This is a genomic window from Polaromonas sp. P3_B4 (genome assembly GCF_056402835.1).
The window spans coordinates 2,975,990-2,996,974 of sequence record NZ_JBFUGQ010000001.1 but is presented as its reverse complement, the minus strand read 5'-3'; the positions used below and the strand labels follow the sequence as shown (position 1 = coordinate 2,996,974).

Here is a 20,985-nt window from a genome sequence, read left to right as displayed (position 1 = left end):
GCTAAGGTCCGTCCTTATGGACAAACCTGCCGCGCGTTCGCGACCTGCCGCACGCGCTCATACCTCTTCGAAAACCGCAACCGACAGTGCTGAAAAGCGTCCGCGCGGCCGGCCGCGCAAAACCCTGGACGAACGCGACGACGGCAACCGGCGGGTCGAACTCGTCAATGCGGCCGCCAGGTTGTTCCGGAAAAAAGGCTTTGACGCCACCAGCACGCGCGACATCGCGGCGGCCGTCGGCATGCACAGCGGCTCGCCCTTCTATCACTTCAAAAGCAAGGGCGCGCTGCTCCATGCCGTGATGGAAGAGGGCATGCGCTCGGCGATTCAACGCCAGGCTGCGGCCCTGCAGGCGGCGGGGCTCTCTACCGCTGAGGCGCCAGCGCTGCTGCGCGTGCTGATCCGCAACCACTTTGACGTGCTGCTGGGCCCCGGCAGCGACTTCATCCCTGTGATGCTTTACGAGTCGCGTTCCATCACAGCCCGGCAGCGCAACCTGCTGGCAAAGCTGCAGGGCGACTACGAAGCCGTGTGGGAGCCGGTGCTGGAGGCGCTAGCCACCGCAGGGCAACTCAAGGGGCCGGTGAAGCTGTCGCGCCTTTTGATTTTTGGCGCACTCAACTGGTCGGTGCAGTGGTTTGACGCCAAGAAAGATGCATCGCTGGATGATCTGGCGGATGCGGCCATGGCGCTGTTCATTGGCGAAAAGACTCCGAAATCCCCGGCAAGAAAGGTCCGCGCATGAGCTACCAATCCGTGTTCCAGCCCGGCCTTTTTTCCGGCCAGGTCATTGTTGTCACCGGCGGCGGCTCCGGCATTGGCCGCTGTATCGCGCATGAACTCGCCGCGCTGGGCGCGCATGTGGTGCTGATAGGCAGGAATATCGAGAAACTCCACAGCGTGGCCGGCGAAATCGTGGCGCAGGGCGGTCGCGTGAGTTTTCACCCCTGCGACATCCGCCAGGAAGAGGCCGTCAAGACCACCATCACCGCCATCGTGGTGGCGCAGGGCCGTATCGATGGGCTCGTCAACAACGCGGGTGGCCAGTACATCACGCCGCTGGAATCCATCAGCGCCAAGGGCTGGGAGGCTGTGATCAACACCAACCTGACAGGCGGATTTTTGATGGCGCGGGAATGCTATTTGCAGGCAATGCAAGGCAAAGGGGGCAGCATCGTCAACATCGTGGCCGACATGTGGGGTTCCATGCCCAGCATGGGCCACAGCGGCGCGGCGCGCGCCGGCATGGTGAGCTTCACCGAAACCGCGGCGGCCGAATGGGCCCATAGCGGCGTGCGGGTGAACGCGGTGGCACCCGGCTACATCGCCTCCAGCGGCATGGACCACTACCCGCCCGAGGCCGGCCCCATGCTGCGCGAGATGCGCCACACGGTGCCACTGGGCCGCTTCGGCACCGAAAGCGAAACCTCGGCGGCCGTCGTCTTCCTGCTCAGCAAGGCCGCCAACTTCGTCAGTGGCAGCACCTTGCGCGTCGACGGCGCCAGGCCCCAGATGCGCATGGGCTGGCCCATGCGGCGGCCCGATGCTGAAGCGCTGCAGCGTGAGGCGATCACGCCCTTCGACGGCTTTCACCTGGCAGAAACCCCCAAGGTCTTCCAGTCATGACGCTGTTCCAGTCTGCGTGGAATGCGCAATCGCCACAAGCCTCGCAGTGGCGTGAGGCGATGCTGTCGCGCATCGCCGCACTGCGCGCACTGGAAGAGCGCAGCGCCGCCGCCTCCGCCAAATCACGGCCCGCCTTTGAAAAGCGCGGCCAGTTGCTGCCGCGTGAGCGTGTGGCTTTGCTGCTGGATGCGGGGGCGCCCTGGCTGGGCCTGTGTTCCCTCGCGGGTTACCTGCAGGACAACAAGGACGCGGCCCAGTCGGTGCCGGGCGGCGGCGTGGTGGCCGGCATCGGCTTTGTGAGCGGTGTGCGCTGCATGGTGGTGGCCAGTGACTCGGGCATAGAAGCCGGCGCCGTCCAGGCCATGGGGCTGGAAAAGATCCTGCGCGTGCAGGAGATCGCGCTGCAAAACAAGCTGCCCTTTATCCACCTGGTGGAAAGCGCGGGCGCCAACCTCATGCGCTACCGGGTCGAAGGCTTTGTGCACGGCGGTAGCCTCTTTCGCAACCTGGCGCGCCTGTCGGCGGCGGGCATTCCCGTGATCACCGTGCAGCACGGTTCGGGCACGGCGGGGGGCGCCTACATGCCGGGCCTGAGCGACGTGGTCATCATGGTGCGCAAGCGTTCCCGCGCTTTCCTTGCCGGCCCGCCGCTGCTGATGGCCGCCACCGGCGAGGTGGCGACCGAAGAAGAACTGGGTGGCGCTGAAATGCACACCGGCGTGTCAGGCCTGGGCGAACAACTGGCCGACGACGATCGCCACGCGCTGGGACTGGCCAGAGAAGTTGTGGCCCGGACTTCATGGTCAAATCGGGCTGAAACCAAAGCAGAACGAGCGCAAGCAGCTACCAATTTAATAGCAAACAAGGATTCCCCTTGCGAACCTGTTTACCCGCCTGACGAGCTGCTGGGCCTGCTCCCCAGCGACCTGCGCCAGCCGCTGGACATGCACGAGGTAATCGCCCGGCTGGTGGACGGTTCCGATTTTCTGCCTTTCAAAGCGCTCTACGGTGCGGCCACGGTGTGCGTGCAGGCATCGATTGACGGCCGTGCCGTCGGCATCATCAGCAACAACGGCCCGATTGATGTGGCCGGCGCCAACAAGGCCACGCACTTCATCCAGCTGATGTGCCAGCTGGGCCACCCCATCGTCTATTTGCAAAACACCACCGGCTATATGGTGGGCAAGGAGAGCGAGCAGGCCGGCATGATCAAGCACGGCTCCAAGATGATCCAGGCGGTGACCAATGCCACGGTGCCGCAAATCACCATCCAGTGCGGCGCTTCATTTGGCGCGGGCAACTACGGCATGTGCGGCCGCGGCTACGCGCCGCGCTTTCTCTTCACCTGGCCCGGTGCCAAAACGGCGGTGATGGGCGGCGAACAGGCCGCGCGCACCATGCAGATCGTGGGTGAGGCGGCCCTGGCACGCAAGGGCCTTGTACCGGACCCGGCCCAGTCGCAAGCCCAGTACGACAAGATCGTCGCCATGTTCGAGGCGCAGGCCGATGTGTTCTGCACCTCGGGCCTGATGCTGGACGACGGTGTCATCGACCCGCGCGACACACGCGCGGTGCTGGCGCAGTGCCTGGCAATGTGCGCCGAGGCCGATGCGCGGCAGCTCAGGCCCATGCAGTTTGGCGTGGCGCGCATGTAGCACTTCAGTCAAAAAAGAACCGGAGACAAAAATGCAGTACACCCACGAACACCTCGAAATCCAGAAAACTCTCAAGCGTTTCATTGATGCCGAGATCAACCCGCACGTCGATGAATGGGAAGCCGCCGAAATATTCCCGGCGCATGAAGTGTTCAAGAAGCTCGGCAACCTGGGCATGCTGGGCCTGACCAAATCTGAGGAATACGGTGGCTCGGGCCTGGACTACTCCTACGCCATGGCCATGGCCGAAGCGTTGGGCCATATCGATTGCGGCGGCGTCCCCATGTCCATCGGCGTGCAGACCGACATGTGCACGCCGGCCCTGGCGCGCTTCGGCAGCGACGAGCTCAAGCGTGAATTCCTCGCTCCAGCGATTGCCGGCGATGCCGTGGGCTGCGTCGGTGTGAGCGAGCCAGGTGCCGGCAGCGACGTTGCCTCCATCAAAAGCCAAGCCCGCAAGGATGGCGGCGACTACATCATCAGCGGCCAGAAGATGTGGATCACCAACAGCCTGCAGGCCGACTGGATGTGCATGCTGGTCAACACCGGTGAGGGCCCTGTGCACAAAAACAAGAGCCTGGTCATGGTGCCCATGCGCGACAAGGGCAAGCTGCGTAAAGGCATTGAAGCGGCCAAGAAGATCAAAAAAATCGGCATGAACTCATCCGACACCGGCCTGATCTACTTTGACGAAGTGCGTGTGCCGCAGCGTTACCTGATCGGCAGCGAAGGCTCGGGCTTTGTCTACCAGATGATGCAGTTCCAGGAAGAGCGCCTGTGGTGTGCGGCCAGTTGCATCCAGTCGCTGTCCAACTGCATTGAATGGACGGTCGAGTGGGCGCACGAGCGCAAGCTTTTCGGCGCCACGCTGGCTGACCAGCAATGGGTGCAGTTTAAGCTCGCCGAGATAAAGACCGAAGTCGAGAGCCTGCGCGCCATGACGTATCGCGCCTGCGAGCTCTATGTGCAGGGCCAGGATGTGACCGAGCTGGCCTCCATGGCCAAGCTCAAGGCCGGGCGGCTCAACCGCCTGGTGCCCGACACCTGCCTGCAGTTCTGGGGCGGCATGGGCTACACCTGGGAGAACAAGGTAGCGCGCATGTTCCGCGACGGTCGCCTGGCCTCCATAGGCGGCGGGGCCGACGAAGTCATGATGGGGATCATCGCCAAAATGATGGGCGTGGCCAAGCCCGGCAAGAAGGGTGGCTGAGTTCATGGCCATGCCTGGCGTACGGAGCGGGGCGCCTGCATGAAGAGCATCCGCCGCCTGCTGGTGACCAATCGTGGGGAGATTGCCCGCCGCATCATGCGCACCGCGAGAACCATGGGCATGCAGACGGTGGCGGTGTATTCAGACGCCGATACCGGTGCGCTGCATGTGCAGGAGGCGGATATCGCCCATGCGCTGGGAGGTGTCAGTTCCGCCGACTCCTATCTGCGCATCGACAAACTGGTTGCTGCGGCCGAGGCCAGCGGCGCCGATGCGGTGCATCCGGGTTACGGCTTCCTCAGCGAGAACGCCGCCTTTGCCGACGCGGTGATTGCGGCGGGGCTGACCTGGGTGGGGCCGCCGCCGGCTGCGATCCGGCAGCTTGGCAGCAAGTCGGCTGCCAAGCAACTCGCCGCGGCGCAAGGCGTACCCTGCCTGCCGGGCTACCAGGGTCATGACCAGTCCGACGCGCGCTTTGAAGCCGAAGCCGCGCGCATCGGTTACCCGCTGATGGTCAAGGCCGTGGCGGGCGGCGGCGGGCGCGGCATGCGGCTGGTGCGGGATGCCGCACACCTTTCGGCCGCGCTGCAAAGCGCCCGCTCTGAAGCGCTCTCGGCCTTTGGCAGCGGGGAGCTGCTGATGGAGCGGGCTTTGTTGAATCCGCGCCATGTCGAGGTGCAGGTGTTTGCCGACGCCCACGGCCATTGCATTCATCTGGGCGAGCGCGACTGCTCGGTGCAACGCCGTCACCAGAAGATCATTGAAGAAACGCCCAGCCCCGCGTTGGATGCGGCGCTGCGTGCGCGGATGTGTGGCGCGGCCGTCAAGCTGGCGCAAGCGGCGGGTTATGTAGGTGCGGGGACGGTGGAGTTTCTGGTTGATGGGCCTGACTTGAGCGCCGCCGGGCCACGGCCTGCAAGGCCTCGTGCAGCACACGAAGTGGCAAGCGTGGGGGCTAGTTTCTTTCTGATGGAAATGAATACGCGCCTGCAAGTGGAGCACCCAGTCACCGAAGCCGTCACAGGCCTTGATCTCGTCGAATGGCAGCTGCGCGTAGCGCAAGGCGAGCCGCTGCCTCTTGCACAGGATCAGGTGGTGTTTAGCGGTCATGCGATTGAGGTGCGCCTGTGTACCGAAGACGAGAATTTCACGCCGCACACAGGCACGGTCCGGCGCTTTCGCGAACCCGGCGAAGCTCGCTTTGACCACGCGCTGTTTGAAGGCCAGGTGGTGTCACCGCACTACGACTCCATGCTGGGCAAGCTGGTGGTGCATGCCGCGACACGTGAGCAAGCCATAGACCGGCTGGTGGCGGTGCTGGGCCGTACAGAAGTGCTGGGCCTGCCCACCAACCGGCAGTTTTTGTCGGCTTGTCTTGCTCATCCGGTGTTCCGCGCCGGGCATGCGCTGATTCCTTTTCTGGCGGAGCAGGGCGATACGATACGCGGAGCGCTACAAAAAGAGGAGCTGCTTGCGCTTGTGCCGTATGGTCTGGCGGCCATTTTCTATCAAAGTATTGATTCAAACAGTGCCGCAAACAGCCTGCCGTGCCCGTTTCCCAGGCCGGTCCGGCTGCGCCACCGTGGGCAGCTGCTGGATCTGCGCATACGTGAGCTGGGCGGGGGCGCGCTGGAAATTGAAACGGGCGGCGAGGTGTTGCAGGCGGTGATCACACAGGGACCCGATGGCGCTCTGACGGTAGGCACAGGCCAGACCGGGCAGCGCATATCGGCGGTTCGCCTGAAGGAGTCTGCCGGGCAACCCGGCGCACGCTGGCATGTGCAGACGGGCTCTGTGGACCTGTTTCTGGAAGATGCCACGTTGGAACCGGCGGCATCCGGCGGTGTTGCAGCCGCGCGGGAGTTGCGGGCGCCCTTCAACGGCAAGGTGATTGCTGTCCATGCGGCGCCCGGCCAAGCCGTGAAGCGCGGTGACACGCTGCTGGTGATTGAGTCCATGAAGCTGGAGCACGCGGTCAATGCCCCGCACGATGCCGTGCTGGCGGCTGTGATGGCAGAGGTGGGTCAGCAAACAAGTACCGGGCAGGTGTTGCTGAGATTCGATGAGGCCAAGGCATGAGAACCCGGAAAATCAGGAAAGATTTCGCTGCACGACAATTGACGCCATGACCAAAACACAGCCCACCCCCACCGGCGCGATTGAGTTCGAGCCGGAATTTGTCGCCAGCCTCAAAGAGCTGTTCGAGGAAAAAATCGTTTTCAACAAACTGCTGGGGCTGAAGATCACCTCGGTGACGGCGGAGCGGGTCACCGCCCGCATCGACATGCGCAACGAGCTGATCGGCCACTACGCCCACAACCGCATCCACGGCGGCGTGATCAGCGCCGGTCTGGACGCCATGGGCGGACTCGCCGTGATGGCGGCCATAGGCGCGCGCCACATGGACGAATCGCCGATGCAGCGGCTGCACCGCTTTGCCAAGCTGGGCACCATCGATCTGCGGGTGGATTATTTGCGGCCTGGCATCAGTGAGTTTTTTGAGTTGCGGGCTGAGGTGATGCGGCTGGGGTCTCGGGTGGCGAGTACGCGGATGGAGTTTCTGGGGGTTGACGGGAAGTTGTTTTCTACTGGGGCTGGGGCTTATATCGTTTCTTAAGTTTTCTTGGCCGGCTCTTGCTCCGGCCTTAGCGCTCTTTGCTGAGGGTTGCTGGCCGGGGGTTGCCCGGCATGCAACTCACTTTTCTTTGCTTCGCCAAAGAAAAGTAAGCAAAAGAAAGGTGACCCTGGTTCCTGCGTCCCTCCGCTTCGCTACGGGCAACCTGCGGTGCTCGATCCAGCCGGGGTCAAAAACAACTCGCCTTCGGCTCAAACAAGTTTTTGCCCTGATCCGTCTGGCCCTGCGCTCCTCGGCGCATCCACAAGGGGTGGGGGAAGGAATACCAACAGCCAAAAACAAGAACCCGAATACGGAAGAAACAAGGACACGCCATGGCGTGTCCTTGTTGGTATTGGAGTTGGTATTTGTCTTTGGCATTTTGTCCCCGTTCCCGATTTGCCCTTCTGGATGCGCCGAGGAGCGCAGGTTCAGGCGGATCAGGGATCGCGATTGTTTGAGCCGAAGGCGAGTTCGAGCGAGACCCCGGCTGGACCGAGCACCGCAGGTTGCCCGCAGCGAAGCGTAGGGACGCAGGAACCAGGGTCGCCTTTTCTTTGGTGACTTTCTTTTGGCGAAGCAAAAGAAAGTTACTTGCATGCCGGGCAACCCCCGGCCAGCAACCCTCAGCAAAGAGCGCTAAGGCCAGAGCAAGAACCGGCAACTAAGCCGGTCCCTCGTAGCCGAGGGCGTTAAGAAACTCCCTGCGCCACCAATGCACATCGCGTTCCCGGATGGTCTTGAGCAGCTTCTGATGCCGCGCCTGCCGCTCCTCCAGCGGCATTTGAAGCGCACGCTGTACGGTGTCCGCAGTACCGTCGATGTCGTAGGGATTGACCAGCAACGCGTCTTCCAGTTGCTCCGCAGCCCCCGCAAAGCGGGACAGCACCAGCACCCCGGGGTCGGCCGGGTCCTGCGCGGCGATGAATTCCTTGGCCACCAGGTTCATGCCGTCGCGCAGCGGTGTGACCAGCGCCACCCGCGCCACGCGGTACAAACCCGGCAGGCGCTTGCGCGCCACGTTGCGGTGGATGTAGCGAACGGGCATCCAGTCGAGCTCACCGAAATTGCCGTTGATGGCGCCGCACAGGCTTTCCAGTTCCTGCAGCAGATCGGTGTAGGTTCCCATGTCCTCACGGCTGGGCGAGGCGATCTGGATCAGCGTGGCGCTGCGGAGATTTTCCGGGTACTTTTTCAGCAAGATTTCAAACGTCCGCAGCCGCTGCGGCAAGCCCTTGGAATAGTCGAGCCGCTCCACACCCAGCAGCAGCTTGCGGCGTGAATACTCTTCCTTCATGCGTTCGTACATGTCGCGCGCATCCTGCGCGTGCGTGAGCGCCGCGAACTCGTCCACGTCTATGCCGATGGGAAAAGCGCCCGCGCGCACAGTGCGGTGAAAGGCCCTGAAGCGGTTGTCGCCCAGCGCCACCGCGCCGGCTTCGGCCTGTACGTAGCGCGAGAAGTGCAGCAAATCGTTTTCACTCTGGAAACCGACCAGGTCGTAGGCGAACAGCGCACGCATCAGCCATTCGTGCTGGGGAATGGCGGCCAGCACCTGCTGCGGCGGCAACGGAATGTGCAGGAAAAAACCGATGCGGTTGTTGCAGCCCATGGCGCGCAATTCGGCCGCCATGGGGATCAGGTGGTAGTCGTGGATCCAGATGATGTCGTCGGGCTGCAGCAGACCCATGAGCTTGTGCGCAAACAGCCGGTTCACGCGGCGGTAGGCCTCGATAAAGCCCGTGTCAAAACGCGCCAGGTCCAGCCGGTAATGAAATACCGGCCAGAGCACGCCATTGCTGTAGCCCAGGTAGTAGCCGGCATGGTCTTCGGCCGACAGGTCCACCGTGGCCAGCTTGATGTTGCCCGCCTGCTGCACATGCAGCTCGCCTTCACCGGCGGCACCGCCCTCAACGACCGTGCCGCTCCATCCGAACCATAGCCCACCGGTAGCGTTCAGCGCGTCCCCGAGTGCCACAGCAAGCCCACCGGCCGCCGCCTTGCGCGGATCCGCCACGCGATTCGAAACAACAACCAGGCGACTCATAGGCTGCGACCTTCCAGCCCAGCAGGGGCCGCGGAACCGGCTTCGCCGGGCCGCAGGCGCCGTCCCCTGGAAGGGGGGAAGGGGCTACACGCAGTGAGCCACCGACGGGGGTGAGCCACATTCATAGTCATACTTGAGATTCCCAAGACGCAGACAAGCGCACTGCCGCATTGATGATCCCCACCATCGAATACGTCTGCGGAAAATTCCCCCACATCTCGCCGGTCACGGGATGCGTGTCTTCCGAGAGCAGGCCCACATGGTTGCGCGCGGCCAGCATGGTGTTGAAAATTTCGCGGGCCTGCTCCTTGCGGCCTATGCGTGCCAGCGCGTCAATGCGCCAGAAGGTGCAGATGTTGAAGGCCGTTTCGGGCTTGCCGAAATCGTCCGGTGCCTCATAGCGGCGCATGTAGGGGCCGTCGCACAAATGGGTTTCCAGCGCGTCTACCGTGGCGACAAAGCGCGGGTCTTTGGGGTCGATAAAACCCACTTCAATCATCAAGAGCACACTGGCGTCGAGGTCGCGCCCGCCAAAGCTTTCGGCAAAGGCCTGGCGTTCTTCGCTCCAGGATTCGCGCAGGATACGTTCCTGCATCACTGCCGCATGGCGGCGCCAGTAGTCGGCCCTATCCTGCAGCTTGAGCACCAGCGCGATCTTGGCCAGCCGGTCGCAGGCGGCCCAGCACATCAGGGCCGATGAGGTGTGGATACGCGCGCGCGTGCGCAGCTCCCACATGCCGGCGTCTGGCTTGTCATAGCTGTGCACGGCCTGCTCGCCAACTTCCTCGAGCCGCTTGAATTCGGCAATGCCGGCGCGGTGCAGCAGGCGATGGTCGTGAAAGGCCTGGGCCGCGCCCAGCACCACATTGCCGTAGACGTCGTGCTGGAAATGCTCCTGCGCCTGGTTTCCCACGCGCACCGGTCCCATGCCGCGGTATCCGCCCAGGTGCAACATGGTGGATTCGGGCAGCTCGCGCTCCAGGCCTATGCCGTAGAGCGGCTGGATGTGCCCGCCCTTGGACTGCACCACCACGTTGCTGAGCCAGCGCAGGTAGTCTTCCATGGTGCCGACTTCCGAGAGGCTGTTGAGTGCGCGCACCACAAAAAAGGCGTCGCGCAGCCAGCAATAACGGTAGTCCCAGTTGCGCTGGCTGCCGGGGGCCTCGGGAATGCTGGTGGTCATGGCGGCGACGATGGCGCCGGTGTCTTCAAAGAGCGAAAGCTTGAGCGTGATGGCTGCGCGTATCACGGCCTCCTGCCATTCCAGCGGAATGTGCAGGCGCTGGCTCCATTTTTTCCAGTAGGAAATGGTTTCCTGCTCAAACAGGCGCGCCGTGTCGGCAATGCCGTCGGGCAGCGACTCGTCGGCGCCGAGCAGAAAATTGTGCTCACGTGTCAGCACAAAAGGCTGCTTTGACAGCAGGTGTGAAATCGACACGTCGGTGTTCAGCCGCAGCGTCAGCTCGTCGCCCACATAGCGCAGGTGGTTGCTGCCCTGGGTGATCAGCGGCTTGCGCCGGCCCCAGTCGAAGCGGATGTCCAGCGATACGCGGATGCGCGGCGCGCCGTGGATGGGTTTGACGCGGCGCACGATCGTCATGGGCCTGAAAAAGCGCGAGCGGCTGAAAAAACGCGGCGCGAAATCAGTGATCTCGATGCCCTGGCCATGCTTGTCGAACAGCTGGGTGCGCAGCACGGCGGTATTGGGTTCATACCATTGCTTTGCTTCGGCGAAGTCCTCGATCTCGATGGCGAAGGCGCTGGACTGGGAGTCAGGCGTGCCGGGGAACGTCGCGTCGTCTTGTGCAGGCTGAGGCTCCAGCAAGGCATTGAACACCGGGTCACCGTCATACCGCGGCAGGCAGCACCAGACGATGCGGCCGCGTGCGTCGATCAGCGCACTGAAGGCGCAGTTGCCGATCACGCCCATGGCCAGAGATGGCTGGGCGGGCGGCGCAAAGTGAAGGGAGTCGGCGGCGACGCTCATGAGTGGGCTCCCTGGGTGGCTGCGTTTGCGAGTGATGCGTGCGCGTCGGATGTAAGGGCATCACCGAGCCACAGCCGCAGTGCGGCCGGCGAGGCGCAACGCCAGCGCGCCAGTGTGGCGCCTTCGCCCACCTTGATGCCCTCGCCGCCCATGAACTGGACCGCCGAGAAGCCGGCCTCGTCGGTGGTGTCGTCGCCGACAAAAAGAGGGATGCGCCCGGCAAACGGCGGCTCGGCCATGAAGGCCTCAATGGCCGTGCCTTTGCTGACGCCAGCAGGCTTCACCTCGAATACGAATTTGCCGCGCAGCAGTTCCACGCCTGGCGTGCTGGAAGCGGCCTCCTGCATGGCCTGCAGGCAAAGCGCCTCGAGCTCGGGTGCATGGCGGTAGTGCAAGGCGACCGCGGCGGATTTCACCTCTACGCGCAGACCTGGATGGTGCACCATCAGTTCCGCGGCGCGGCGCGCCACCTCTTGCAGGTCAGGCGCGGCCAGGCTGATGGCAACGCCGCCCGCAACGCGGCGCTGCGCACCATGTTCAGCCGCCGATGGAAGCCGTAGCGGCGCCAGAAAGCCGTCCAGGTCGGCCAGTGTGCGACCCGACACGATCGCCAGCGCACCGTCCAGCAGTGTTGAAAGCCGCGCCAGCGCCGGCACCAGGCCGGCCACCAGTTGCACGGCTTCGGGTTGGGGCGCCAGGTCGACCAGGGTGCCGTCAAAGTCCAGGAAGAGGGCGGTTTGCGCTCCGATGGCCGGCAAATCCAGAAGCGGCGAGGAGGCCGGTGTGTTTGCTGAAGCGGCTGCGGGCGAGGGCGGTGCCAAGGGTTGTGATGAGGATGAATGCATCACTTCTCACCTTAGCAGGGCCTCCGTCAAATGGCTGTAGGCCGGTTTCGCTTTTTCACGGCCCAGCCGGCGGCGGCTGCCCTGTATCGGTGCTCCAGGCCTGCACCGCGTTGACGCGCGCCCTGTGAATGGCCTCGCCGATCTGCTGGCCGCCCCGTCCCGCAGCCTGGGCTTGAAGCGCCAGCTGATGGGTGTCTACCGCTTGTGCCGTGGATAAAGCCTCCAGCAGGCGTGCCCGCTGGGGATAAGGCGAATTCTGCAGGCCCAACCGTCCGCGAGCATCGCATTCGCAGGCCAGCAGAACATCGGAAAAACGCTGCGGCTTGCGAAAGGCGTCGCAGCGCTCCATCAACCGCACCAGGGACGCGGCGTTCAGGCTTTCACTGCGGTGGATGTTGCCGTGCTCACGCGCCACCACGTCGGCCATTTCGCGGCATTCCACCGGCACACGCAGGCGTTCGCACACGTCTCTTAGCAGCTGGGCACTGCGATCTTCGTGGCCGATATGCCGCGGCAGCACATCGGCCGGTGTCGTGCCCTTGCCCAGGTCGTGGCACAGGCAGGCAAAGCGCACGGCCAGCGAGCCCTCAAGCTGCGCCGACATGTCCAGCACCATCATCAGGTGAACGCCGGTGTCGACCTCGGGGTGGTGAGCGGCGGGCTGGGGCACGCCCCACAGGCGCGCTACTTCGGGCAGCAGTTTTTGCAGCGCGCCGCTTTCGCGCAGCACTTCGAACATGCGGGACGGTGTTTTTTCCATCAGCCCGCGTGCGATCTCCTGCCACACGCGTTCGGGCACCAGCGCGTCGGCTTCGCCTTCGGTCACCATCGCCTGCATCAGCGCCATGGTTTCGGGCGCCACGGAAAAATCCGGAAAGCGCGCGGCGAAGCGGGCCAGGCGCAGGATGCGGACAGGGTCTTCGCGAAAGGCATCCGTCACGTGGCGCAACACCTTGTCCCGGATGTCCCGCTGCCCGTCAAACGGGTCGATTAATGCCGAAAAGTCGGGGTCAAAACTGGTGGAGGCTGTTTCTGGACGAGCGGGAGCCGCTATCGAATTGATAGTAAGGTCGCGCCGTGCTAGGTCCTGCTCCAGCGTGACGTCGGGCTCGGCGTGCACCAAAAAACCGCGATAGCCGCGTGCCGTCTTGCGCTCGGTGCGGGCCAGTGCGTACTCTTCCCGGGTATCGGGATGCAGGAAGACGGGGAAGTCCTTGCCCACGGGCAGGTAGCCCCGGGCGACCAGCGCCTCGGGTGTGGCGCCCACGACCACCCAGTCGTGATCCTGCACGGGCAAGCCCAGCAAGGCATCGCGCACCGCGCCACCTACCATGTAAATCTGCATCCAGCCAGTTTAGCGGCTTGGGCTTTGCCTGGGGATAGGCCCCAGGCCTGGACTCAGGAGAACACCGGCCGGAAGAAGCTTCGTTCGTAGCTGATGATGCAGCCTGTGGTCTCCGCGTATTTGAAAGCCGCCAGGCATTCCTGGTCCGCAAAAGAGCTCTGGCGGTAAATCTCGTAGGCCGCCAGGCTCTCAAAGGTGAACAAGGCCAATGCAATGTTGTTGGCGCCTTCGCTGGGCATGAAGTAGCCGTGGTGCGTGCCGCCGAATTTCTCGACCAGCGGAATCCACAGCTTGCCGTAGTGCTCGAACTCCTTGAGTTTGGCGGTGTTGAGCACGTAGCGCAGATAGATGGTGACCATGATGTCTCCCGCTCAGCGCTTGACACGGTAGGGCTCTTCGAATTCGCGGAAATCGTTCTCGGCCAGCGCGTCGTCGATCCAGGCTTTCACGCCCGGCAAGGCGCTCACGCGCTGGATGTAAGCGCCGATCCCGGCAGGCACCGGCAAGCCGTAGCGGCTCAGGCGCATGCAGACGGGTGCAAAAAAAGCGTCTGCAATGCTGAATTCGCCGAACAGCATGGGGCCTTTGTGCTGCTCCAGCAGCTCGCTCCACATCTCGACGATGCGCTGCACGTCGGCACGCACGGCCGATTTGTCGCGCCAAATCAGCTGGCCCATGTCCGACAGGTCTGCTTCGATGTTCATGGGGCAGGCCGAACGCAGCGCGCCAAAGCCGCTGTGCATTTCAGCGCATACGCTGCGCGCCCGGGCGCGCGCTTTCACATCCTGCGGCCAGAGCTTTTTCTCGGGAAAGCGTTCCGCGAGGTATTCAGCAATCGCCAGCGTGTCCCAGACGACAAAACCGTCATCGTCCAGCGCCGGCACCCGGCCGGTCGGGTTCACGCCGCCGATTTTTTCCTTGAAACTCGAGTTGGCATCGAACGAGTCAAAGCGCAGCTTGATTTCTTCAAAGGGAATGCCGGCCTGCTTGAGCAGCACCCAGGGGCGCATGGACCAGGAGGAGTAGTTTTTATTGCCGATGTAGAGCTTGAGCATGGTGTCCCTGTTCTGCTGACGATGAAGGAAAGAAGTCAAAGTGAAACGACTTGCGATGCTACCGCCGCACCAACGCGCTATTGATGCAAAAAATCCCCTGAATTAATGCCCACCCCCGTCCAGGCTCACTGCGTGTAGCCCGTTCCCCCCTCAAGGGGGCGGCGCCTGGGGCCGGCAAAGCCGGACCCGCGGCCCCCGCTGGCGAAATAGCCTAGCACTCATCACGCCCATTGAACTCTTCAAGCCAGCGTGAGCCGTGGAACCGGCTTTGCCGGGCCACAGGCACAGTCCCCTGCAAGGGGAAAAGGGCTACACACAGTGAGCCCGATAGGGGTGTGCCTGTTTTCGGCTTTGCCAGGCCGCAGGCGGGCGGCCCCCTCGGGGGGCAGGGAGCTACACGAAGTGAGCGACCGTGGGGGCCCTATTCCACCGTGGGGGCCTAAAAACGGCCGGCGGTTTTGCGTTTAGCCGTCAGCCCGCTGCGCAAGCCCTGTGCTCCCAGATAAGTAGGCCCCACAGCATCCAGCGCGGCAGGGTGGACACCCAGTGCCTGCAGGCCGGGCAGCTTGCCGGTGGCCACGTTGTCGGTGGCCATGGCGTCGAGGTTGTCGCGGCTCAGCAGCGGCTCTCCGGGCGCGAGCTCCATGAGGCGCGCCTGCAGGCGCCCCAGGGAATCCGGCAGGCTGATCACCGGACGGCCTTTGCCACCGTTGATACCGGCGTAGCGGCCGGCCAGCCCGACCAGCTGGCGCAGCGTGAACACGTCGGGCCCGCAAACTTCATAGATCTGGCCGGCGGTGTCGGGGTCTTGCAGGCAGTGCACGATGGCGTCGGCGACGTCTTCCACCCAGACGGGTTGAAAGCGCGCATCGGCGGCTGCAAGCGGAACCACCGGAAAGATCTGCTGGAGCCGGGCAAAGGTGTTGAGGAATTTGTCTTCAGCGCCAAAGATCACGCTGGGCCGCAGCACGGTCACATCCAGCCCGGTGCTGAGCAGCACGGCTTCACCGCGCGCCTTGCTGCGCTGGTACATCGATGCCGAACCGGGCGAAGCGCCCAGGGCGCTGATGTGAACGATGCGCCTGAGGCCGCTGGCTTCACAGGCCCGGGCCAGCTCCAGCGGCAGTTGCACATGCGCCTTGTCGAACGCGGCCTCTGTGCCGTGAAGGATGGCAATCAGGTTGACCACGGCGTCGTGGCCGGCCAGCAGCGGTGCCAGCGAGGAGGCATCGTGGGCGTCGGCCTCAATCACATCGACCAGCGGCAGCATTTGCAGGTGGCGGGCGCTGGCCTGCCGGCGTGTGACCACGGTGACGCGGCATTGCAGGCGTGCCAGCTTTTCGCAGACGTGCGCACCGACAAAGCCGGTGCCGCCAAGAAGAAGGATTTTTTTCATAACCCCTAATTTAGCGCTTTTACCGTGCCTTGCGTCCGGTTGGCTCATTCTTTGGCCATTCAGGCCTCCAGGCCAGGCTGGATGAGCGCAAGCAGCTATCAAATTAATAGCGATTTTTGGCCTTGCAGGATCCGCCCTTGGCCTACACGCCGGGGCCTGCACCGTCCCCATAATGATTGAATGAACATTTTTGAAGCACTGCGAACAAGCCACGTCACCCAGCGCGCCCTGGCGGACAACCTCATCAAAACGCAGGGCGACAGCAAGGAAAGAGCCACGCTGTTCAAGGAGCTCAAGCTTGAACTCGCGGCACATGCCGCGGCGGAAGAGCGTTTTTTTTATGTGCCGCTGATCGCGCACGACATGACGCAGGAACCCTCACGCCACGGCATTGCCGAACACCACCAGATGGACAAACTGGTGGAAACGCTGGAAGAAACCGATTTCAGCTCGCCCGCCTGGCTGGCCACGGCCAAAGAGCTGCACCACAAGATCTATCACCACCTTGAAGACGAGGAGCAGGGTGTGTTCCAGCTGGCAGGCAAAGTGTTGACCGAAGCCGAAAAGCTGTCGCTGGCCAAGGGCTATGAAGGCGAGTTCGTCTCGCAGCGCACGAAAAATTAAACCACCGCGGCGCCCCTGGACGAGCTTATGAACCGTCCCCGCGCTTGTCGCCGTCAGGCTTGAGCAGCGGTTCGGGCTTTTCCAGAAAACGCACCAGGCGCGGCACCAGCGCCAGGATGCCGAGCGCCAGCAGGGTGCTGAGGACCGCAGTGCTTTCACGCCCCATGCCGGCCGCCACGCCAATGGCCGCCGTCAGCCAGATGCCGGCGGCGGTGGTCAGGCCCTTGACCTGCTCTTCGTCGGGGTTGCCCTTGATGTGGCCCTTGAGTATGGTGCCCGCGCCCAGAAAGCCGATGCCGGCAATCACGCCCTGAATCACCCGGCTCAAGTCGGCGGTGATCATGCCGGACTGCTGCGACACCAGCACGAACATCGCGGAACCCATGGCCACCAGCATGTGCGTGCGCACCCCGGCGGCCTTGCCTTTTTGCTCGCGCTCTATGCCCAGCAGGCCGCCCAGCAACGCCGCCAGCGTGAGGCGAACCATGACGCGCGTGGCCTGCTCGGCATCGGGCAAATCTGAAAACTCCGAGGCAATGGTTTCACCGACTTGCTGCCACCAGGTGGACGCCATGCGGACTCCTTTAGATCGTAAACAGGTTCTTGCGTGTTCGGTTGAGGGATGGGCTCGCCCGATTGACTGTAGCGCGTCTGCCGTACGGCGTCACCGAAAAAGCCCTGTCCACCGTCAGGGATGGATTTTTTCGCCCCGCTTGAGCATGTCGGCGAACTTCACCAGCCGGCGCTCGCGTGTCTCGGCTTTCTTGGCGGTTTGCAGCCTGAACAAAATGGCGAAGCGATTGCGCGAGTCCAGCGACTCGAAGAAGGCTTTGGCCTTGGCGCTTTTCGCAAGCAGCGCCGCCAGGTCGTCAGGCACTGCCATCTTGCTCTGCGCGTCGTAGGCCGCATCCCAGCGGCCGTCGGCCTTGGCGCGTTCAACCTCGGCCAGTCCCGCCGGCTGCATGTCGCCGGATTCAATCAGTGCCAGGGCCTTGGCGCAGTTGACTTTGGACCAGGTGCTGCGGGCACGCCGCGGGGTGAATTTTTGCAAAAAATATTGCGCGTCCATGGAGTTCCTCTGGCCGTCTATCCAGCCGTGGCAGAGCGCGGCTTCCAGGGCTTGGGCGTGGGTGATGGAGGCTATGCCTGAATCCTTCTTCGCGATCTGCAGCCAGACACCGGCGCTGCTTGCGTGGTGTTTGGCCAACCACTTGGTGAAGGCCTGGGTGTCTTTGCAGCGCACGGTGGCAAGCGGGGCGGCGGGAGTCCTGGCAGGCGTTTTGGAAGCGGGTTTGGCGGAGGTGGGCATGACGCATTTTGCGTGACGCGCGGGATTCAGGGCAAGCCATGGGGGCGATAGGTGGAGGTGAGTGCTATTAATTCAGGAGCTGCTAGCGCTCGTATTTAAAGGGTTTCAGCCACTTTTCGCATAAAAAAACCACCCGGAGGTGGTTTTCGGAGTCACGGCTGGCGGTCGCGTCTGGCTTTACTGCGTGATGTAGTCAGACACCACTTTCCAGCGCGCGTCCTGCAACATCGACAGGCGCGACTGGTTGTTGCCCAGGCGCTTTTGCGGGCCAAACTTGCCTTCAGAGCTGCCGAAGATGTCGGCCGGGATCACCATGGTGTCCATGGCCTTGATGAAGCTCTCGGTCGAGAGGTTGGCACCGGCCTTTTGCGAAGCGCGTATAAAGCTGTCGACCACTGTATAGCCGTAGACCGAGAACACCGTGGGGTCTTCATTGAAGGCTGTCTTGTACTTGTTGGCCCAGAAGCGGATGGGCTGCGAGGCTTCGTCCAGGTAGGGGTTTTGCACCGTCATGGTGGCGTAGAGGCCGTCCATGGCCTTGCCGCCCAGCTTGTGGATCAGGTCGGTGTAGGCGGCGCTGGAGCCCAGGAAGACGGGGTTGTAGCCCAGCTTGCGCGCGGTGCCGATGCCGCCAATGGTTTCTCGGATGATGGTGCCCAACACAACCAGGTCGCATTCAGAGGCCTTGAGCTTGGCGATCTGCGACGAGAAATCAGTGGCGCCGCGCTTGAAGGAAGTTTTCTCGACCATGGTCATGCCGAGGGTCTTCAGGCCATCATCGGCGCCGCGCTGCACTTCGAGGCCGAACTCATCGTCCTGGTACATCGAGCAGACCTTTTTGGCGTTCTTTTCCTTCACCAGCTTGGGCACGGCCGACTTCATCTGGTCGTAGTAAGTGGCAGCGAAGGAGTACTTGAGCTTGTGGAAGGGCTCGTACATTTCGCGTGCGGCCGTCACCGGGAAGAAGTTGATGACGTTTTTTTCGAACTGCACCGGCATGGCGGCCAGGTTTTGCGCCGTGCCCAGGTGGCCGACCATGGCGAAAATCTTGTCCTGGTTCACCAGCTTTTGCGCCGCCAGCACCGCCTTCTTCGGGTCGTAGCCCGAATCCTCGACGATCAGCTTGACCTTGCGGCCGTTGATGCCGCCTTGTTCGTTAAGTTCGTCCACCCGCAGCGTCATGCCGTTGCGGATCTGTTTGCCGAAGCCCGCGAGCGGTCCCGACAGGTCCTGGATGGAGCCGAGCGTGATCTCGGTTTTGCTGACGCCCTGGCTTTGCGCCTGTGCTGTGGCTGCCGACAAGGCGGCTGCACAGGCCAGCGCGGAAAGAACGGCGGTTGACTTCAGTTTCATGGTTTTGTCTCCTTAATGGTTCTTGTTTCTGGTTCACTCGATACACGGTGCTGGCGAAGGGCTCAGTACATGGCCTCAATTTGCGGGGCGTATTTTTTTTCTACGAGTTTGCGCTTGAGCTTCATGGTCGGCGTGAGCTCTTCGTCTTCCGCCGTGAGCTGCGTGTCGAGCAGGAAGAATTTCTTGATCTGCTCGACCCGCGCAAACTTCTTGTTGACCCGGTCGATCTCCGACTGGATCAATTCTTGCACTTCAGTGGCCCGCGTCAAGCTGGCGTAATTACTGAATGGTATGTCCGCATCCTGGGCGAATTTCTCGACGTTTTCCTGGTCGATCATGATGATGACGGTGAGGTAGGCGCGCTTGTCACCGATGACCACCGCGTCGGTGATGTAGGGCGAGAACTTGAGTTCGTTTTCCAGCTCGCTGGGCGTCACGTTCTTGCCGCCGGCGGTGATGATGATGTCCTTCATCCGGTCGGTGATCCGGAAAAACCCTTGCGCGTCCATCACGCCAACGTCGCCGGTGTGCAGCCAGCCCTCGGCATCCAGCGTCTCGGCGGTTTTTTCAGGCTGGTTCAGGTAACCCAAAAAAACATTGGTGCCGCGCACCAGGATCTCGCCAGTGGCCGGGTCCAGCCGCATCTCGTTGTAGCCGGCGGCCGGGCCTATGGAGCCGGGCTTCATGCAACTGGCCGGCACGCCGCTGGCGGCGCCGCAGGTTTCCGTCATGCCCCAGACCTCCAGCATGGGAACCCCCAACGCCATGTACCACTTCACCAGGTCGGGCGAAATGGGCGCCGCACCCGTGACGCAAAACCGCGCCTTGTGAATGCCGATCAGCTTTCGCGTGTTGTTGAGTGCCAGCCAGCGCGCCAGCGTGAAGCGGGCCTTGAGCGATGTGCTGACCGGTTGGCCGGCCAGCACGGTGTCGGCGATGCGCATGCCCACGCCAATGCTCCAGGTATAGGCGGCCTGCTGCAGCCAGCTGGCTTCCTTCAGTGCGATCATCACGCCGGAATAAAACTTCTCCCACACACGCGGCACGGCGGTGAACACCGTGGGTGCGATCTCACGCACGTTTTCAGGAATGGTCTCGGGATTCTCGACAAAGTTGAGTTTGGCGCCCGCGTACATCGCAAAGTATTCACCGCCCATGCGCTCGGCGATATGGCACAGCGGCAAAAAGCACATGCGCTCGTCGTCTTCGTTTTGCGCGACGAGTGTGTTGTAGCCACGTGCGGTAAACACCAGTCCGCGCTGGCTGTGCATCGCGCCCTTGGGTTTGCCGGTGGTGCCAGAGGTGTAGACCAGGATGGCCAGGTCTTCAGGTTTGCAGGCAGCGGCGCTGTCTTTCACCGTGTTGGGATGGTCGGCCAGGTAGCTGCGGCCCAGCGCGCGCAGCTCGTCCAGTCCCATCACGCCGGGGTCATTCAGGTCGCGCAGGCCCTCGGTGTCGAACACGATGATCTTGCGGAGCAGGGGCAATTGCGGCCGCACTTCCAGCGCCTTGTCGAGCTGCTCGTCGTCTTCGACAAATAGCGTGGTGGTGCGCGAATCTTCACAGAGGTAGTGCACCTGCGAGGCGGCGTCGGTGGGGTAGATGCCGCTGCAAACCCCGCCGCAGCTGAGCACCGCCAGATCGGCCAGCACCCATTCGATGACGGTGTTGGAAAGGATGGAGGCGCATTCGCCGCGCGGAAAGCCCAGGGCGAGCAGCCCGGCGGCGATTTCGCGCACCGCATCGCCGGTTTGCGTCCAGGTCCAGCTGCGCCAGATGCCGAGCTTTTTCTGCCGCATCCAGGTTTTGTGGCTGCGCTGCTCCACCGCGTTCCAGAACACCGCAGGGATGGTTTCGCCTGGCATGACGATGGCATGCTCGGGCTGGATGTGTGAAAGATCCCAAAGATTGCTCATTCA

The 20,985-nt window shown here is 63.0% G+C and carries 18 protein-coding genes; 7 read left to right on the top strand and 11 right to left on the bottom strand.

Translation table 11 applies throughout. The features are described 5' to 3' along the window. The first annotated feature begins 16 nt into the window (after positions 1-16). The 6 genes from AC1DVV_RS14250 to AC1DVV_RS14225 are packed head-to-tail and all read left to right on the top strand — an operon-like array spanning position 17 to position 7,108. Positions 17-745 carry a TetR/AcrR family transcriptional regulator gene (locus AC1DVV_RS14250; protein WP_477689648.1) on the top strand — a complete coding sequence of 243 codons (729 nt, stop codon included), beginning with the start codon at positions 17-19 and terminating at the stop codon, positions 743-745. Further along, complete coding sequence (locus AC1DVV_RS14245) at positions 742-1,626, top strand: SDR family oxidoreductase (RefSeq protein WP_477689649.1); 885 nt, start codon at positions 742-744, stop codon at positions 1,624-1,626. Before AC1DVV_RS14250 ends, AC1DVV_RS14245 begins: the two co-directional genes overlap by 4 nt. Continuing rightward, entirely contained in the window at positions 1,623-3,281 is a 1,659-nt protein-coding gene (locus tag AC1DVV_RS14240) for an acyl-CoA carboxylase subunit beta (RefSeq protein WP_477689650.1), read from the top strand. Before AC1DVV_RS14245 ends, AC1DVV_RS14240 begins: the two co-directional genes overlap by 4 nt. Before the next feature lie 31 nt (positions 3,282-3,312). After that, positions 3,313-4,491 (top strand): acyl-CoA dehydrogenase family protein, encoded by a 1,179-nt coding sequence (locus AC1DVV_RS14235; protein WP_477689651.1) that lies wholly within the window; start codon positions 3,313-3,315, stop codon positions 4,489-4,491. Between the two features lie 48 nt (positions 4,492-4,539). After that, positions 4,540-6,570 (top strand): acetyl/propionyl/methylcrotonyl-CoA carboxylase subunit alpha, encoded by a 2,031-nt coding sequence (locus AC1DVV_RS14230; RefSeq protein ID WP_477702160.1) that lies wholly within the window; start codon positions 4,540-4,542, stop codon positions 6,568-6,570. Between the two features lie 46 nt (positions 6,571-6,616). Continuing rightward, positions 6,617-7,108 carry a thioesterase family protein gene (locus tag AC1DVV_RS14225; RefSeq protein ID WP_477666604.1) on the top strand — a complete coding sequence of 164 codons (492 nt, stop codon included), beginning with the start codon at positions 6,617-6,619 and terminating at the stop codon, positions 7,106-7,108. Positions 7,109-7,769: 661 nt separating this feature from the next. Here the strand turns inward: AC1DVV_RS14225 and otsA are convergent. The 7 genes from otsA to AC1DVV_RS14190 all read right to left on the bottom strand — a co-directional run bounded on the left by otsA (position 7,770) and on the right by AC1DVV_RS14190 (position 15,780). Then, the gene (otsA, locus tag AC1DVV_RS14220) at positions 7,770-9,152 is read right to left on the bottom strand and encodes an alpha,alpha-trehalose-phosphate synthase (UDP-forming) (protein ID WP_457281149.1); all 1,383 of its coding nucleotides are present in this window, start codon (positions 9,150-9,152) and stop codon (positions 7,770-7,772) included. A 127-nt stretch (positions 9,153-9,279) separates the two neighbouring features. Next, entirely contained in the window at positions 9,280-11,139 is a 1,860-nt protein-coding gene (locus AC1DVV_RS14215; RefSeq protein ID WP_457281148.1) for a glycoside hydrolase family 15 protein, read from the bottom strand. Further along, positions 11,136-11,984: a trehalose-phosphatase gene (gene otsB, locus AC1DVV_RS14210; protein ID WP_477690295.1), complete on the bottom strand. Its 849-nt coding sequence runs from the start codon at positions 11,982-11,984 to the stop codon at positions 11,136-11,138. The genes AC1DVV_RS14215 and otsB overlap by 4 nt, the downstream gene beginning before the upstream one ends. A gap of 55 nt (positions 11,985-12,039) precedes the next feature. Then, positions 12,040-13,329 carry a multifunctional CCA addition/repair protein gene (locus tag AC1DVV_RS14205; protein ID WP_457281146.1) on the bottom strand — a complete coding sequence of 430 codons (1,290 nt, stop codon included), beginning with the start codon at positions 13,327-13,329 and terminating at the stop codon, positions 12,040-12,042. Between the two features lie 53 nt (positions 13,330-13,382). After that, positions 13,383-13,688 (bottom strand): NIPSNAP family protein, encoded by a 306-nt coding sequence (locus tag AC1DVV_RS14200; RefSeq protein ID WP_457281145.1) that lies wholly within the window; start codon positions 13,686-13,688, stop codon positions 13,383-13,385. Positions 13,689-13,700: 12 nt separating this feature from the next. Next, positions 13,701-14,384 (bottom strand): glutathione S-transferase family protein, encoded by a 684-nt coding sequence (locus AC1DVV_RS14195; protein ID WP_457281144.1) that lies wholly within the window; start codon positions 14,382-14,384, stop codon positions 13,701-13,703. A gap of 439 nt (positions 14,385-14,823) precedes the next feature. Then, positions 14,824-15,780, bottom strand: a complete 957-nt coding sequence (locus tag AC1DVV_RS14190) for a complex I NDUFA9 subunit family protein (RefSeq protein ID WP_457281143.1) — start codon at positions 15,778-15,780, stop codon at positions 14,824-14,826. Positions 15,781-15,960: 180 nt separating this feature from the next. On the opposite strand from AC1DVV_RS14190, the gene AC1DVV_RS14185 reads away from it, so the two are divergent. Beyond that, positions 15,961-16,404 (top strand): hemerythrin domain-containing protein, encoded by a 444-nt coding sequence (locus AC1DVV_RS14185; protein ID WP_457281142.1) that lies wholly within the window; start codon positions 15,961-15,963, stop codon positions 16,402-16,404. 25 nt (positions 16,405-16,429) lie between these two features. Here the strand turns inward: AC1DVV_RS14185 and AC1DVV_RS14180 are convergent, their stop codons facing one another. The 4 genes from AC1DVV_RS14180 to AC1DVV_RS14165 form a co-directional block, all read right to left on the bottom strand. After that, a complete protein-coding gene (locus AC1DVV_RS14180; RefSeq protein WP_477648640.1) occupies positions 16,430-16,978 on the bottom strand; it encodes an MgtC/SapB family protein in 549 nt (182 codons plus the stop codon). A 114-nt stretch (positions 16,979-17,092) separates the two neighbouring features. Continuing rightward, a complete protein-coding gene (locus tag AC1DVV_RS14175; RefSeq protein WP_477702027.1) occupies positions 17,093-17,713 on the bottom strand; it encodes a YdeI/OmpD-associated family protein in 621 nt (206 codons plus the stop codon). Positions 17,714-17,890: 177 nt separating this feature from the next. Continuing rightward, entirely contained in the window at positions 17,891-19,066 is a 1,176-nt protein-coding gene (locus AC1DVV_RS14170; RefSeq protein ID WP_457281139.1) for an ABC transporter substrate-binding protein, read from the bottom strand. 62 nt (positions 19,067-19,128) lie between these two features. Further along, entirely contained in the window at positions 19,129-20,982 is a 1,854-nt protein-coding gene (locus tag AC1DVV_RS14165) for an AMP-dependent synthetase/ligase (RefSeq protein WP_457281138.1), read from the bottom strand. Positions 20,983-20,985 lie beyond the last annotated feature (3 nt).

Coding starts and splice junctions, on each gene's coding strand:
- AC1DVV_RS14170 (WP_457281139.1), bottom strand. CDS start 19,066: ATGAAACTGAAGTCAACCGCCGTTCTTTCCGCGCTGGCCTGTGCAGCC.
- AC1DVV_RS14180 (WP_477648640.1), bottom strand. CDS start 16,978: ATGGCGTCCACCTGGTGGCAGCAAGTCGGTGAAACCATTGCCTCGGAG.
- AC1DVV_RS14240 (WP_477689650.1), top strand. CDS start 1,623: ATGACGCTGTTCCAGTCTGCGTGGAATGCGCAATCGCCACAAGCCTCG.
- AC1DVV_RS14215 (WP_457281148.1), bottom strand. CDS start 11,139: ATGAGCGTCGCCGCCGACTCCCTTCACTTTGCGCCGCCCGCCCAGCCA.
- AC1DVV_RS14225 (WP_477666604.1), top strand. CDS start 6,617: ATGACCAAAACACAGCCCACCCCCACCGGCGCGATTGAGTTCGAGCCG.
- AC1DVV_RS14195 (WP_457281144.1), bottom strand. CDS start 14,384: ATGCTCAAGCTCTACATCGGCAATAAAAACTACTCCTCCTGGTCCATG.
- otsB (WP_477690295.1), bottom strand. CDS start 11,984: ATGCATTCATCCTCATCACAACCCTTGGCACCGCCCTCGCCCGCAGCC.
- otsA (WP_457281149.1), bottom strand. CDS start 9,152: ATGAGTCGCCTGGTTGTTGTTTCGAATCGCGTGGCGGATCCGCGCAAG.
- AC1DVV_RS14175 (WP_477702027.1), bottom strand. CDS start 17,713: ATGCCCACCTCCGCCAAACCCGCTTCCAAAACGCCTGCCAGGACTCCC.
- AC1DVV_RS14235 (WP_477689651.1), top strand. CDS start 3,313: ATGCAGTACACCCACGAACACCTCGAAATCCAGAAAACTCTCAAGCGT.
- AC1DVV_RS14165 (WP_457281138.1), bottom strand. CDS start 20,982: ATGAGCAATCTTTGGGATCTTTCACACATCCAGCCCGAGCATGCCATC.
- AC1DVV_RS14190 (WP_457281143.1), bottom strand. CDS start 15,780: ATGAAAAAAATCCTTCTTCTTGGCGGCACCGGCTTTGTCGGTGCGCAC.
- AC1DVV_RS14205 (WP_457281146.1), bottom strand. CDS start 13,329: ATGCAGATTTACATGGTAGGTGGCGCGGTGCGCGATGCCTTGCTGGGC.
- AC1DVV_RS14245 (WP_477689649.1), top strand. CDS start 742: ATGAGCTACCAATCCGTGTTCCAGCCCGGCCTTTTTTCCGGCCAGGTC.
- AC1DVV_RS14200 (WP_457281145.1), bottom strand. CDS start 13,688: ATGGTCACCATCTATCTGCGCTACGTGCTCAACACCGCCAAACTCAAG.
- AC1DVV_RS14185 (WP_457281142.1), top strand. CDS start 15,961: ATGAACATTTTTGAAGCACTGCGAACAAGCCACGTCACCCAGCGCGCC.
- AC1DVV_RS14250 (WP_477689648.1), top strand. CDS start 17: ATGGACAAACCTGCCGCGCGTTCGCGACCTGCCGCACGCGCTCATACC.